The following is a 13557-nucleotide window of genomic DNA, read 5'->3' as shown; positions in this document are numbered from 1 at the left end:
CCACCCCCCATTCGTCAGCCCAGGCCTAAATCACTACCACGGGGTGGAGCGTACGCGGTCTGATCGGCCCATGACCGCCACCACCCTTGCCGACCCCGCCCCGCCCACCGGCCGAAGGCTCCGCGACCGCCTGCTCCACCGCGACCCGGTGCTCCGCCGGCTCGCCGCGCTCACCATGGTCAACACCGTCGGAAGCGGCCTGTCGATGACCCTCGGCGTGCTGTACTTCACCCGCGTGCTCGGCTTCGGCGTCGGCGAGGTCGGCGTCGTGCTGACCGCCGCCGGCGGCTGCGGCGTGCTCGCCGGCATCCCCGCCGGGCGGGTCTCCGACCGCTTCGGACCCAAGCCGATGCTGATCGTCCTCAACGTGCTGCTGGCCGCCGGCACCGCCTGCTACACCCTGGTGCACAGCCTGCCCGCCCTCGCCGCGCTGGCCTGCCTGGTCACCGTGGTCGACCGCTCCGGCAGCACGGCCCGCGGCGCGCTGTACGCCGAGGTCCTGCCGCCCGAGCAGCGCGTCGAGGGCCGCGCCTACCTGCGCTCGGTCACCAACGTCGGCATCTCGGTCGGCACCCTGCTCGCCGCGCTCGTCCTGCAGGCCGACACCCGCGCCGCCTACCAGGCCGCGCTGCTCGCCGACGCGCTCTCCTTCGCGGTGGTCGCCGTGCTGTACGCGGTGACCGTGCCCGGCACCCCCCGTACGGGCGGCACCGCCGCCCGCGAGCAGGCGGGCGGCCGCAACCCCGCGCTGCGCAACCTGCCGTTCCTCGCCGTCACCGCCCTCAACGGCCTGCTCTGCCTGCAGTTCGCGATGATCGAGGTCGGGGTACCGCTGTGGATCGTCCGCGACACCGACGCGCCCCGCGTCATGGTCGCCGGGTCGATGCTGGTCAACACCGCGCTGGTGATCATGCTCCAGGTCCGCGCCACCCGCGGCACCGAGGAACCCGCCCGGGCCGCCCGCGCCGTCGGCCGCGGCGGACTGCTGGTGGCCGGCGCCTGCCTGCTGCTCGGCCTGGCGGCCGGCGTCCCCGCCTGGGCGGCCGTCCTGCTGCTCGCCGGCGGCATCGCGCTCCAGGCGCTCGGCGAGGTGCTCAGCCAGGCGGGCGGCTGGGCGCTCAGCTACGACCTCGCCGAGGAGGGCAAGCACGGCGTGTACCAGGGCGTGTTCAACACCGGGCAGTCCGCGGCGTTCATGCTCGGCCCGGTCCTGGTCACCTCGGCGGTGATCACCCACGGGCTGCTCGGCTGGGCCCTGCTGGCCGCGCTGTTCGCGGCGGCCGGCCTCGCGATGGGCCCCGCGGTCCGCCGGGCCCGCCGCGCGGCGGCCGCGGCCTGACACGGCGGCCCTTGCGCCGCGGCTCTTGCGGCGTGGCCCTTGCGCCGCGGCCCGCCCGGCGCGGCGCGGGCGGCGCGGCCCGCCCGGCGTGGCCCGCCCGGCGCGGCCCGGGCGGCGTCACCACGGGTTTTCGTCGGACGGTCTGGATTGTCGGGGCCCTGACGTGCCAGGGTTCCTCTCAGCCGTCCGACCCACCCTCAGCCGGAAAGCAGGCCCGACGCGATGACCCGCGAAGCACCCCTCGTCCGCATCACCACCGCCGACGCCGTCGCCACGCTGGAGCTCGACTCCCCGCACAACCGCAACGCCCTCTCCACCCGGCTGATGGCCGAACTGGCGCAGGGCCTCGCGGACGCGGCCGCCGACCCGGCGGTGCGGGCCGTCGTCCTCGGCCACACCGGCAAGGTCTTCTGCGCGGGCGCCGACCTCTCCGAGGCCACCGGCAACGACCCGACGGTCGGGCCGCGCGGGCTGGTCGACATCCAGCGGGCCGTCGTCGACTGCCCCAAGCCCGTGATCGCCCTGGTCGACGGCCACGTCCGGGCCGGCGGCCTCGGCCTGCTCGGCGCCTGCGACCTGGCCGTCGCCGGACCGCAGTCCACCTTCGCCTTCACCGAGGTCCGGCTCGGCCTCGCGCCCGCCGTCATCTCGCTGCCGCTGCGCCCCAAGCTCGACCCGCGGGCCGCCTCCCGCTACTACCTGACCGGCGAGACCTTCGACGCCGCCGAGGCTGCCCGGATCGGCCTGATCACCGAGGCCGCCGACGACCCGGCCGCCGCTCTCAAGACCCTGCTGGACGCCGTCCGGCTCGGCTCCCCGCAGGGCCTCGCCGAGTCCAAGCGGCTCGCCAACGCGGCCGTCGTCGCCTCCTTCGAGCAGGGCGCCGAGGAGCTCGTCGCGCTCTCGGCCCGGCTGTTCGGCTCGGACGAGGCCCAGCAGGGCATGCGCGCCTTCCTGGAGCGCAAGCCCGCCCCCTGGGCCCGGTAGGCACCGCCCGAGGCGCCGCGGCCGGGGTCAGCTCCAGCGGATCCGCGCCGAGCCGCGCCACAGCTCGAACAGCGAGCGGTCGCCCTCGGCCGTCACCCGCTCCAGCGGCAGCCGGTTCCACAGCAGCAGGTACAGCTCGTGCGCCCGGCCGCTGACCACGCAGTCGGCGGCCGGAGCGCCGTCCGGCAGCTCCTGCGTCACCACCGGCTCCTGGCTCACCGTCACCAGCCAGGACGCCGGGCGGTCCGTCGTCCGCACCAGCAGCGTGCGCGGCCGCTCACTGCGCAGCGGGGTCTTCGGCCGGACCAGGAACCGGGTCAGCAGCTCGGCGATCCCGTCCTCCGCGAACGCCGGGCCCGTCGCGGACGGCTCCTGCCCCGCCGCGAACTCGGCGTCCACCCGGTGGACCGCCGTCTCGTGCGCCTGCCGCCGCGCCCAGAACGCCAGCGGCGACGGCGCCGGCAGGAAGCTCCAGCAGTCCAGGTCCGCCGGAGCCTTCTCCAGGGCCGCCACCAGCCCGAAGTGGCCGGAGCGGAACCACTCCACCAGCCCGGCGTCGTCCGGGTCCGGACCCCACGCCCGCTGCTGCCCGGCGTCGTCCAGCGGCACCCGGTGGCCGTCCGCCACGTACGCGGTCGCCCACCGGTGCACCCGCCCGGTGTGCCGGAGCAGGTCCGCAAGCCGCCAGTCCGGGCAGGTCGGGACCGGGGCGTCCAGGTCGGTGACGGCCGCGGCGTCGGCCAGCAGGGCGCCGTCGCGGCGCAGGGCGTCGATGTGCTCGGAGATCTCCACGCGCCGATTCTGCCGCCCGCGCCGCCCGCGCGGTGTGATGTTGCTCCCCATCCGGCCTGCGACCCGGCCCGCGCCGATACGGTGAGCCCATGCCGCTCGCCCGTACGCCGCTCCGCTCCAGGCTCACCGCCGCCGTCCGCGACCGGGCCCGCCGGCTCGCCGGGCGGGCCGTGCACCGCGGCTGGGCCCTCGTCCAGGACGTCGGCGCGGTCAGCAACCGCAACCCCGGCCCCTACCGCTTCCGGGAACTCGGCGACGGCACCAAACTCGCCTTCCCGCTCGGCACCGTCTTCAACGAGCAGTGGGTCACCATCGGCCCGTTCTCCATCATCGGCGAGCGCGTCACCATCTCCGCCGGCTTCCTGCCCGGCCTCGACCTCGGCCCCGAACCGCTCGTCCGGATCGGCGGCGGCTGCGTCATCGGCCGCGGCAGCCACATCGTCGGCCACCAGTCGATCGTCCTCGGCGACGACGTGTGGACCGGACCCAACGTGTACATCACCGACCAGGCCCACGAGTACCGCGACACCGGCCTGCCGATCGGCAAGCAGTGGCCGCGCAACGAACCCGTCGAGATCGGCGCCGGCTCCTGGATCGGCACCGGCGCCGTGATCCTCCCCGGCGCCCGGCTCGGCCGCAACGTCGTCGTCGCCGCCAACTCCGTCGTCACCGGCGAGGTCCCCGACCACGCCGTCGTCGCCGGCGCCCCCGCCAAGGTCGTCCGCAGCTGGAACCCCGAGGACGGCTGGCAGCCGCCCATCCGGCACGAGGCACCGAGGCCCATACCGGAAGGCGTCACCGCCGAACAGCTGCGCGCCCTCGTCGGATGGGACCTGCGGCTGCCCGGCGAGACCGCCGGGAACTGAGCTCGGCCGTGGACCTGCTGACGGAGCTCGCCGCCTCGTACGACCGGGTGTGCGACACCGTCTCCGCGATGGCGGAGGACGAACTGCGAGAACCGTCCGCGCTGCCCGGCTGGAACCGCGCCGACGTGGTCACCCACCTCGCCCGCAGCGCCGACGCCTACCGGCGGCTGCTCGCGATCGCCCGCGGCCAGAACCCGCCCGCCCCGCGGGAGGACCTGCGGACCGGATTCAGCGCGCTGTTCGCCGACGCCCGGGCGATGCCCGCGGCCGCGTGGGACGCCCCCGTGACCGCACGCGGTGGCTGGTCGCACCCCGCCCGGTTCACCCTCCAGCGCTGTCGGCGCGAACTGGAGACCCACCACGTCGACCTCGCCGCCGGGTACCGCACCGCCGACTGGCCGACCGGGTACGTCGAATGGGCCCTCGACGACACCCTCGCCGCGTTGGCGGCCCGGCGCTTCGGGCCGGTCACGGTGCACGCGGTCGACCTCGACCGGCGATGGGACCTCGGCACGGACGGCCCGTCCGCCGCCGGCCCGGGGCACGCGCTGCTCGCCTGGCTCAGCGGCCGCGCCGACGGCCGCGAGCTGGGCGCCGAGCTGCCCGTACCGCCCGCGTGGCCGTTGCCGCCCGTCCGATTCCGTCCCTGATCACCCGGCCGCGACGGATCGCCAGGCGTCCCGGATCATGGTGTCCAGGTCGGAACGGACCGGCCGCCAGTCGAGCTCACGGCGGATCAGCGAGGTGTCCGCCACCAGCCGCGGCGCCTCCGCCACCGCCGGACGGTGCACCACCGGGATCCGCCGCCCCGTCACCCGCTCTGCCGTCGCCACGATCTCCCGCACGCTCGCCGGTGTCGCCCCCACGTTGTACACCCGGCCCGTCGGTGCTGCCAGCGCCAGCGCGTACGCCGCCGCCATGTCGTCCACGTGCACGAAATCGCGGACCACGCTGCCGTCGCCGTTCAGCTCCAGCCGCGGATGGCGGCCCGCCGCCACCGCCAGCGCCTTCGGAATGATCCGGGCCTCGTCGACGTCCCCGGTGCCCGCCGCGTTGAAGCAGCGCAGCACCACCCCGTCCACCGCCGCGTCCGCGAGCAGCAGGCGCTCCGCCGCGAGCTTCGACTCCCCGTACGGATTGCCCGGCGCCGGCGGCGCGTCCTCGCCGATCGGCTGCCGCTCCGGAGCGCCGTACACCGCCGCCGTCGAACCGAACACCACCCGCGGCCGCCGGTCCGCCGGGAGCGCCGCGAGCAGCGCCTCCATGCCGCCCAGGTTCACCTCCCAGTGCGACTGCGGGCGCTCCACCGACTCCCGCCCCCGGGTCAGCGCCGCCAGATGGCACACCGCGTCGACCTCCGCGAGCGCCGCCTGCCACACCGCCGCGTCCCGCACGTCCCCCACCGCCACCCGCCCCACCGGCAACCCCTCCGGGACCTCCGCCCGCCGCGCCAGCGCCCACACCTCGTGCCCGTCCGCCGCCAGCCGCCGCACCACCGCCCGCCCCACGAACCCGAACGCCCCACTCACCAGCACCCGCACCCCGACACCCGCCTCTCGCCCACGCACCGACACCCCATCGTCCCTGAAAACGCCCCCCTCCTTGCCCCCACCACCGGCGGCCCGCGCCCGATCGAACGCCACAGCCGTCTGCCGGAGGACGCACGGCGGGCGCAGACGACGGTGAAGGGACCGAGGTCCCCGCGCTCTTCGACTTCCCGCTGGACACCTCGCGCTGGACTCCTCCCGGACAGCGTCCGGTGCGAGAGCTGGAGCGGTGATCCGGTGGTCGGGGCGGTGGGGAGGGGCAGCGCCTAGGCTGACGGGATGTTCGATGATGTGAAGACCGGTCCGGTGACGCCGGACGACCTCGCCGAAGGGGTGCGGTTGGTGGTCGGGTTGCTGCGGCAGCCGGCCGCGTTGGCGGGGGACTGGGGGCGGCCGGCCGGGGCGGTGGAGTGGAGCTGCTGGGAGACGGCGGAGCACCTGGCGGACGATCTGTTCTCGTACGGGGCGCAGTTGGGGCCGCAGTCGCCGCCGGCGGTGAGCCACGTGCCGTTCGTGTGGCAGCGGCACGGGCCGGGCAGGCCGGCGAACGTGATCTTCGCGGACCGGGAGGCCGGGCCGGAGGGCCTGGTGCAGGTGGTGGAGTCGTGCGGGGCGTTGCACGTGGCGATGGTGCGGACGGCGGCGCCGTCGGCACGGGCGTTCCACATCTTCGGGACGGCGGACGCCGAGGGTTCGGCGGCGATGGGGCTGGTGGAGCTGTTCGCGCACGCGGAGGACCTGGCGCGCGGCCTGGGCCTGGAGTGGCGGGCGCCGGCGGAGATCTGCGCGCGGGTGCTGCACCGCTTGTTCCCGGACGTGCCGGTGGGCGGTGACCCGTGGGCGTCGCTGCTGTGGGCGACCGGCCGCGGTGAGCTGCCGGGTCTGGCGCGGCGGACCGAGTGGCGGTGGGACAGCTCGCCGCGGGGCTGAGGTCAGCGGGTGCGCAGGGTGACGACGGCGGTGGTGCCGTCGACGGCGAGCGGGTGACGGCTCGTCGGGGGGAGCAGCGCGGCGTCGAAGCGGCCGAGCCGGGTGCCGCCGACGACCGCGGTGCCGGTGAGGCAGACCAGCAGGACGTCCGCGTCGGCGGGCACGTCGACCGGGCGGGCGGTGCGGACGAGGTCGACGGTGGCGCGGGCGCGGCCGCGGCGGGTCATCACGTTGAAGGCGACCACCGGCCCGGCGGGGAGCCGGCAGTCGGTGTCGGCGTCGCCGGGGAAGGCGAACGGCCGGTACGGCTCGGCGTGGTGCTCGGTGCCGTCGACGGTGAGGAGCACGCCTTCGCCGTCGACGACGGTGAGCACCCGGTCGGAGTCCGGGAAGCGGGAGAACGGTCCGCCCCGGGCGACGTCGGCGAGGCTGGCCCGCCACGCGAAGTCGGCGGGGCCGGCGTCGGCGGGGTGGCCGGCGATCTCGCGGGTGGTGCCGCCGCCGTTCAGCCAGGCGGTGGCGACGCGGTCGGCGGCGCGGAGCAGGGTGAGGGTCATCGGGGGCTACTTGTACTGGGCGATCTGGATCAGGTTGCCGCAGGTGTCGTCGAGGATCGCGGTGATCACCGGGCCGAGGTCGACGGGGGCCTGGGCGAAGCGGACGCCGAGGGCCTGCATCCGCTCGTACTCGGCCCGGACGTCGTCCACGGCGAAGGAGGTGTGCGGGATGCCGTCGGCGACCAGGCCGTTCTGGTACGGCTTCACCACCGGGTGGGCGTCGGGTTCGAGGACCAGTTCGGTGCCGTCGGGGTCCTCGGGGGAGACCACGGTGAGCCAGCGGTGCTCGGGGCCGAGCGGGACCTCGGTCTTCTTCACGAAGCCGAGCACCTCGGTGTAGAAGCGCAGGGCCTTGTCCTGGTCGTCGACGAAGACGCTGGCCAGGTTGATCTTCACGGGGTGCCCTCCGGCGCGTCGGGCCTGAGCCACCGGGTGAGGATGCGCTCAAGCGGTTCGGTGTTGAGGTCGTGGAACTTGTAGCGGCCGTCGCGCCGGGTCCGGACCAGGTCGGCGGCCTCCAGGACGGCGAGGTGCTGGCTGATGGCCTGCCGCGACAGGCCGAGGCCGTGCTTGGTCGCCAGCCGTGCGCAGATCTCGAACAGCGACTGGCCGTCCCGTTCGGCGAGTTCGTCGAGGATGCGTCGCCGGGTGGGGTCGGCCAGGGCCTTGAAGACATCGTCCGCCACATCCCCACCATAGGCAAGCAACGACTTGCCTATCAACTCCGCGGGTGGCGCGGGGGGCCGCGGACGACCTCCCGCGCTCAGGCGCGGCGGCGGACGACCAGGGCGAGCAGGCCGGACAGGACGGCGCTGCCGGCGACGGTGGTGAGGGCGAACGGGAGGCTGGTGGCGTCGGCGAGGAAGCCGATCACCGGTGGTCCGATCAGCATGCCCGCGTAGCCGAGGGTGGAGGCGGTGGCCACGCCGCGCGGTCCGCCGAGGGCGCCGGCCTGGGCGATCGCGAGCGGGAAGACGTTCGCCAGGCCGAGGCCGACCAGGACGAATCCGCCGAGCGCGACCCACACCGACGGCGCGAACGCCGCCAGCAGCATGCCCGCCCCGGCCGCCAGGCCGCCGAACAGCATCACCCGGGTCTGGCCGAGCCGGACGGTCAGCCAGGTGCCGCCGACCCGTCCGGTGGTCATCGCGAAGGCGAAGGCCGCGTAGCCGGCGGCGGCGAGTCCGGCGGAGGCGTGGACGTCGTCGGTCAGGTGCAGGGTGGCCCAGTCGGCGAGCGCGCCCTCGCCGTACGCGGTGAACAGCGCGGTCAGGCCCAGCAGGACGACCAGCAGCCGGGCGCCGCGCGGCGCGGCCGCGGGTGCGGCGGCCGGTGCGGTCCGGGTGGGGGCGGCCGGTGCGGCGGAGGGGGCGCGGAGCAGGGCCCACCCGGCGGCGGCGGTGACGGCCAGGCCGAGCGCGCCCGCCAGGGCGAGCGCCCAGGCGGTGGTGATCCGGCCGGCCAGCAGGCCGCCGACGGCGGCGCCGAGCAGGCCGCCGAGGCTGTACCCGGCGTGGAAGCTGGGCATCACGGGCCGGCGGAGCTGGGCGACCAGGTCGACCGCGGCGGAGTTCATCGCGACGTTCGCGGCGCCGTAGCCCGCACCGAAGAGCAGCAGGACGGCGCCGAGCGCCGCGACCGAGTGGGTGTGCGCGGGCAGTGGCACGGCGAGCGAGAGCAGGGCGAGCGAGGCGACGGTGACCCGGCGCGAGCCGTACCGGACGCACAGGCGGCCGATCGGGGCCATGGTGGCGACGGCGCCGGCCGAGATGCACAGCAGGGCCAGGCCGAGCGCGCTGTGCGAGGCGGCGACCTGGGCGCGGACGTCCGGGATCCGGACCACCCAGGCGGCGAACAGGAAGCCGTCGACGGCGAAGAAGGCGGTGAGGGCGGTGCGTGCCGCCGTCCGTCCGGCGGTGCGGCCGGACGGGTGAGGGCGGGGGTCGGTGGGCGTGGTGGAGCGGGCACGTGTTTTGTTTAGTAGCGGCACAAAAGCAGAATAGGGGAGTGCCGCACTCACCTTCAAGCCCGATGCGCCGCGAAGCCGCGCCGCTCCGCGCCGAGTCGCCGCGCCGCCCGGCGCTCGACCGGGGCCGCTCGCTGCTCGGACCGGCGCTCCAACTGGTCCACACCGGCCAGGCGCCCACCCGGTCCGCGCTCACCGGCGCCCTCGACGTCACCCGGGCCACCGCCGGCGCCGTCACCGCCGAACTCGAGGCCCTCGGGCTGATCACCGTCGACTCCCGGCCCGCCGGCGGCGGCCGCGGCCGCCCCTCGCACCGCCTCGCCGTCGCCGAGGACGGCCCCGTGGTGATCGCCGCCCAGATCCACGCCGACGGCATCAGCGCCTCGCTCGCCGGGCTCGGCGGGCAGCTCGTCGAGCCCGTCCACCTGCCGCTGCCCACCGCCACCGACCCCGTCCGGCTGCTGCGCGCCGTCGCCGAGACCGGCGCGGCCCTCGCCCGCGACGCCCGCCGGCGCTGCCTCGGCATCGGACTCGCCCTGCCGAACCCCGTCACCGAACCCGACGGCACCGCCCTCGCCGCCCTGCACTTCGGCTGGCCCAGCGGCACCCCGGTCGCCGACCTGTTCGCCGCCGAGGTCCGGCGCGCCGACCACGGGCCGCGCGCCCGCACCGAACTCCCCAGCGCCGTCGCCAACGACGCCAACCTCGCCGCCCTCGCCGAACACCGGCACGGCGCCGGCCGCGACTCCCGGCACCTGCTCCTGGTCACCTCCGGCCACCGCGGCGTCGGCGGCGCCCTGGTCATCGACGGCCGCCTGCACACCGGCAGCGCCGGCCTCGCCCTGGAGGTCGGCCACGTCACCGTCGACCCGCAGGGACGGCTCTGCCCGTGCGGCAACCGGGGCTGCCTCAACTCCGAGACCGACCCCGACGCGCTGTTCGCCGCCGCCGGACTCCGGCCCGATCCGGCCCTGCCGCTCCTCGGGCAGGCCCGCGAACTCGCCGCCGCCGACACCCCGCAGGCCCGCGCCGCCGTCGAACACGTCGTCGACCGCCTCGGCCTCGGCCTCGCCGGGCTGGTCAACATCCTCAACCCCGACCGGATCGTGCTCAGCGGCCTGCACCTCGACCTGCTCGCCGCCGCGCCCGAACGCCTCGCCGCCGTCGTCGCCGACCGCTGCCTGTGGGGGCGCAGCGGCCGCGTCCCGATCGTCCCCGCCCAGGTCCGCCACGCCGGCCTGGTCGGCGCCGCCGAACTCGCCTGGCAGCCCTACCTCGCCGACCCGCAGGCCGTCACCGCCGCCTGACGCCCGGCCGGCCCCCTGGCCCCCGCTCCCGGGCTCCCGGCTCCCCGCTGCACGCCGAGGCGGAGGCAGAACGGGTGGCCCGCCAGGTCGAGGAGCACCCGGACGTCCGGCTGCGGCTGGAACCCGGCCACGGTGGCGCCGAGCCCGACCGCGCCGGCGACCGCCGACTCCGGGCCGCCGACCCGGAAGCCGAAGCGCACCATCGGGTGCTGCGCCCCGCCTGCCGGCGGCCACACCGGCGGACGGTAGCCGTCCGCCTGCCGGCGGGCCAGGAACGGGCCCTGCGGCGAGGCGGCGGCGACCGCCGTCCCCGGCTCCTCGTGCCCGAGGTGCCGGCCGGGCAACTCGGCGTGGTCCCGGACCTGGCCAGGAGGCCCGCCTCCGGCGCCCCGACCGTCGTGCCCCACTCCGTGCCACCCGTGCGTGATCCCGTCCGCCCGGCCCGGCGCGGTGGGCGGACGGTCGGGTCAACCGGCCGTACCGAGCCCGTCGGTGGCGAGGGCGCTCCGGGTGGAGCGCTGGACGGCGGCCAGGGCAGCGGCGAAGTCGGAACGGGACTGCGCGGCGCGGCCGAAGGCGTCCTTGAAGGCGGCGTACGCGACGTCGACGTCCGGCCCCCAGGAGGACGGCGCGGTGTTGCGGGCGATCTCGGCGGCGCGGGCGTAGAAGTCGGGCTGGTTGGCGAAGAACTCGGGCGCGGCGGCGAGGGCGTCGCCGGTCTGGGCGGCCGTCGCCGCCGGGTAGACGCCGCCCTCCCGCACCAGGGCGGCCACCGCCACCGGGTCCGTGTTCAGCCAGGCGGCGAAGCGGGCGGCGGCCTCGACGTGGCCGTCCTTGCGGGCACCCACGGTCACGCCCGTGCCCGAGCCGCCCCAGCTGCCGGTGACGGACTCGCCGGCCTTCCACTGCGGCAGCGGCGCGATCGCCCACTTGCCCTTGGTGGCGGGCGCGTTGGCGGTGAGCGCGCCGGGCGCCCAGACGGCGGACACCCAGGCGAGCTGGCTGCCCTCGGTGAGCGCCCTGCTCCACGCCTCGGTGTACATCGGCTGGTTGTCGATCGCCCCCTCGCGGACCAGGCCGCCCCAGAACCCGGCGACCCGGCGGGTCGCCTCGTCGTCGACCGCGACCTTCCACTTGCCCCCGCCCGCGCTGCGCCACCAGGTGGCGCCCGCCTGCTGGGCGAGCCCGGCGAACAGGCCGGGGTCGTTGGCGGAGAAGGTGGTGAGCGCCCTGCCCGGGGCCCGGCGCCGCAACTCGCGCGCGGTGTCGGCGAACTCGTCCCAGGTGGCGGGCACCTTGAGGCCGTACTGCTTGAACAGGTCGTGCCGGTAGTAGAGGGCGAGCGGCGCGGTGTCCTGCGGGACCGCGTACGCGGCGGAGCCGACCGTGACCTGCTGCCAGATGCCGGGTGCGAAGCGGTCCTTGACGCCGCCGACCTGCGGGGCGATGTCCACCAGGACGTCCTTGGCGACCAGGGTGGGCAGCACCTGGTACTCCACCTGGACCAGGTCGGGGGCGATGCCGATGTCGACCGCGCTGACCAGCTTGGGGACCATGATGCCGCCGGAGACCTGCTTCTCCACCGTGACGTGGACGTCCGGGTGGGCCTCGTTCCAGAGCTCGGCGACCTTGTCCATGTTGGGGGTCCAGGTCCAGAAGACCAGCTCCACCGGGCCCTTCGCCGCGGACCCGGCGCCGCCCGCGCTCGCGCAGGAGGTCAGGACCAGGGCGCCGGCGAGCGCGGTGGCGGCGGCGAGAACGAGACGGCGGTGCAAGGGTCCTCCCGGAACGGACGCGTGGCCAGGTGGCCGGACGGCGACTGTGCACGTTCACAGTACGGAAACCGGGATGTCACCTGTCAATGCCTCATCATCCACTGTTATCCGCCTGAATCCGGGGACTTGTGGTGTGTACGTTCACAGCGAGGTCGTTCGGGTGGACCCGAGCGTGGCCGTATCCGGCGGGGCCTAGGCGGCCGGCGTCCGGCGGACGGCCTCGACCAGGTAGCGCTGGGAGTGGGCGACGAACGGGCCGTGGCGCTCCATGAAGGCGTGCAGGGTGGCAAGGCGCTCGCGGTAGGCGTCGACGGTGAAGCCGGGGACGATCCAGACCACCTTGCGCAGGAAGTGCACCACCGCCGCGAGGTCGTGGAACTCCATCCGCAGCGCCTCCTGCCGCACGTCCACCACGGTGAGGCCGGCCAGTTCGGCGGCCGTGACGGCGTCGATCGGCAGGGCGCCCGCGTACGTGGTGGTCGGCGGTGGTGCGACGGGGTGCAGCGGCGCGGGGGAGGGGCCCATCATGAACTCGGTCAGCTCGCGGACCGATCCTGAGCCGACCTGCTGGGACAGGTACCGGCCGCCGGGGCGCAGCACCCGGTGCACCTCGTCCCAGCGGGTCGCCACCGGGTGCCGGCTGACCACCAGGTCGAACGCGCCGTCGGGGAACGGGAGGTCGTCGGTGACCTCCGCCTCGACCACGGTGGCGCCGAACCCGGCGAGATTGGCGCGGGCGATGGCGAGGTTCGGCGGCCACGCCTCGGTCGCGGCGAGGACCGGCGGGGCGACGGGCACCGCGGCCAGCACCTCGCCGCCGCCGGTCTGCAGGTCGAGCGCGGCGGTGGCGTCGGCCATCCGGTCGGCCAGCAGTCCGGCGTACCCCCAGGACGGCCGCTGCTCGGTGGCGCGGCCGGTGAACCAGGTGAAGTCCCAGCCCTCGGTGGGGACGGCCTCGCCCTCCGCCACCAGCTCCTCGAAGGTACCCATGGCACCGAGGATGTCAGCCGGTGCCGTGCCGGTCGACCAGGTTCCCCCGCGTGGCGCGGCGGTCGGTCTCGCTACGAGCCGGCGGCGCCCGCCGCGGCCCGGTCGGACTCGCTGCGCAGCACGCAGAACTCGTTGCCCTCGGGGTCGGCGAGCACCGCCCAGCCCGAGCCGTCGGGGTTGCGGCGGTCGGCGACGAGGGTCGCGCCGATGCCGAGCAGCCGTTCGACCTCTTCGTCGCGGCTGGTCTCCGGGCGCAGGCACAGGTGGAGCCGGTTCTTGCCGGTCTTCGGCTCGGGCACCTGGTTGAAGTGCAGGATCGGGCCCTCCGCCAGCATCACCTGGGCCTCCGGGTCACCCGGGCGGTCCGTCGGGTGCTGCGGACGGCCGGTCACCTCGCTCCAGAAGCGGGCCAGCCCGTAGGCGTCCGCACAGTCGATCGCGACGTTCTGCACCACCGAAACCATGCGTGCGAGCATTCCCGATCCCCGGCCGGGGCGCCAC

The 13557-nt window shown here is 75.9% G+C and carries 16 protein-coding genes; 6 read left to right on the top strand and 10 right to left on the bottom strand.

Translation table 11 applies throughout. The features are described 5' to 3' along the window. Positions 1-70: 70 nt before the first annotated feature. Positions 71-1339 carry an MFS transporter gene (locus ABEB06_RS08440; RefSeq protein WP_345696186.1) on the top strand — a complete coding sequence of 423 codons (1269 nt, stop codon included), beginning with the start codon at positions 71-73 and terminating at the stop codon, positions 1337-1339. Between the two features lie 222 nt (positions 1340-1561). Then, on the top strand, positions 1562-2326 hold the full coding sequence (locus ABEB06_RS08435) for an enoyl-CoA hydratase family protein (RefSeq protein WP_345696185.1): 765 nt from the start codon (positions 1562-1564) through the stop codon (positions 2324-2326). Positions 2327-2353: 27 nt separating this feature from the next. Here ABEB06_RS08435 and ABEB06_RS08430 read toward each other — a convergent pair whose 3' ends face one another. Continuing rightward, positions 2354-3118, bottom strand: coding sequence for a maleylpyruvate isomerase family mycothiol-dependent enzyme (locus tag ABEB06_RS08430; RefSeq protein WP_345696184.1), 765 nt, complete (start codon positions 3116-3118; stop codon positions 2354-2356). Between the two features lie 89 nt (positions 3119-3207). Between ABEB06_RS08430 and ABEB06_RS08425 the strand changes: the two genes are divergently transcribed. Together ABEB06_RS08425 and ABEB06_RS08420 are read left to right on the top strand one after the other, a co-directional pair. Continuing rightward, positions 3208-3984 (top strand): acyltransferase, encoded by a 777-nt coding sequence (locus ABEB06_RS08425; protein WP_345696183.1) that lies wholly within the window; start codon positions 3208-3210, stop codon positions 3982-3984. Between the two features lie 8 nt (positions 3985-3992). Continuing rightward, positions 3993-4634, top strand: coding sequence for a maleylpyruvate isomerase family mycothiol-dependent enzyme (locus ABEB06_RS08420; RefSeq protein ID WP_345696182.1), 642 nt, complete (start codon positions 3993-3995; stop codon positions 4632-4634). On the opposite strand, the gene ABEB06_RS08415 is transcribed toward ABEB06_RS08420, so the two are convergent. Then, positions 4635-5552: an NAD-dependent epimerase/dehydratase family protein gene (locus ABEB06_RS08415; RefSeq protein ID WP_345696181.1), complete on the bottom strand. Its 918-nt coding sequence runs from the start codon at positions 5550-5552 to the stop codon at positions 4635-4637. A gap of 258 nt (positions 5553-5810) precedes the next feature. Between ABEB06_RS08415 and ABEB06_RS08410 the strand changes: the two genes are divergently transcribed. Next, positions 5811-6461: a hypothetical protein gene (locus ABEB06_RS08410; RefSeq protein ID WP_345696180.1), complete on the top strand. Its 651-nt coding sequence runs from the start codon at positions 5811-5813 to the stop codon at positions 6459-6461. A gap of 2 nt (positions 6462-6463) precedes the next feature. Here the strand turns inward: ABEB06_RS08410 and ABEB06_RS08405 are convergent, their stop codons facing one another. From ABEB06_RS08405 to ABEB06_RS08390, 4 genes are all read right to left on the bottom strand, one after another. After that, positions 6464-7018 (bottom strand): HutD/Ves family protein, encoded by a 555-nt coding sequence (locus ABEB06_RS08405; protein WP_345696179.1) that lies wholly within the window; start codon positions 7016-7018, stop codon positions 6464-6466. Between the two features lie 6 nt (positions 7019-7024). Further along, positions 7025-7414 carry a VOC family protein gene (locus ABEB06_RS08400; RefSeq protein WP_345696178.1) on the bottom strand — a complete coding sequence of 130 codons (390 nt, stop codon included), beginning with the start codon at positions 7412-7414 and terminating at the stop codon, positions 7025-7027. Next, on the bottom strand, positions 7411-7704 hold the full coding sequence (locus ABEB06_RS08395; protein ID WP_345696177.1) for an ArsR/SmtB family transcription factor: 294 nt from the start codon (positions 7702-7704) through the stop codon (positions 7411-7413). The genes ABEB06_RS08400 and ABEB06_RS08395 overlap by 4 nt, the downstream gene beginning before the upstream one ends. Before the next feature lie 77 nt (positions 7705-7781). After that, positions 7782-9008 carry an MFS transporter gene (locus ABEB06_RS08390; protein ID WP_345696176.1) on the bottom strand — a complete coding sequence of 409 codons (1227 nt, stop codon included), beginning with the start codon at positions 9006-9008 and terminating at the stop codon, positions 7782-7784. A gap of 41 nt (positions 9009-9049) precedes the next feature. Here ABEB06_RS08390 and ABEB06_RS08385 point away from each other — a divergent pair, with 41 nt between their 5' ends. Further along, a complete protein-coding gene (locus ABEB06_RS08385; protein WP_345696175.1) occupies positions 9050-10291 on the top strand; it encodes an ROK family protein in 1242 nt (413 codons plus the stop codon). On the opposite strand, the gene ABEB06_RS08380 is transcribed toward ABEB06_RS08385, so the two are convergent. The 4 genes from ABEB06_RS08380 to ABEB06_RS08365 all read right to left on the bottom strand — a co-directional run bounded on the left by ABEB06_RS08380 (position 10255) and on the right by ABEB06_RS08365 (position 13520). Beyond that, the gene (locus ABEB06_RS08380; RefSeq protein WP_345696174.1) at positions 10255-10635 is read right to left on the bottom strand and encodes a VOC family protein; all 381 of its coding nucleotides are present in this window, start codon (positions 10633-10635) and stop codon (positions 10255-10257) included. The genes ABEB06_RS08385 and ABEB06_RS08380 overlap by 37 nt on opposite strands. Positions 10636-10758: 123 nt before the next feature. Continuing rightward, entirely contained in the window at positions 10759-12066 is a 1308-nt protein-coding gene (locus tag ABEB06_RS08375; protein WP_345696173.1) for an ABC transporter substrate-binding protein, read from the bottom strand. A 192-nt stretch (positions 12067-12258) separates the two neighbouring features. After that, positions 12259-13056, bottom strand: a complete 798-nt coding sequence (locus tag ABEB06_RS08370) for a class I SAM-dependent methyltransferase (RefSeq protein ID WP_345696172.1) — start codon at positions 13054-13056, stop codon at positions 12259-12261. Positions 13057-13127: 71 nt separating this feature from the next. Next, complete coding sequence (locus ABEB06_RS08365; RefSeq protein WP_345696171.1) at positions 13128-13520, bottom strand: VOC family protein; 393 nt, start codon at positions 13518-13520, stop codon at positions 13128-13130. Positions 13521-13557: the final 37 nt, after the last annotated feature.

The sequence above is a fragment of the Kitasatospora terrestris genome, from assembly GCF_039542905.1.
In the GTDB taxonomy this organism is placed as follows: Bacteria; Actinomycetota; Actinomycetes; order Streptomycetales; family Streptomycetaceae; genus Kitasatospora; species Kitasatospora terrestris.
The sequence above is the reverse complement of the archived record's forward strand: the minus strand, read 5'-3'. Positions and strand labels throughout refer to the sequence as shown.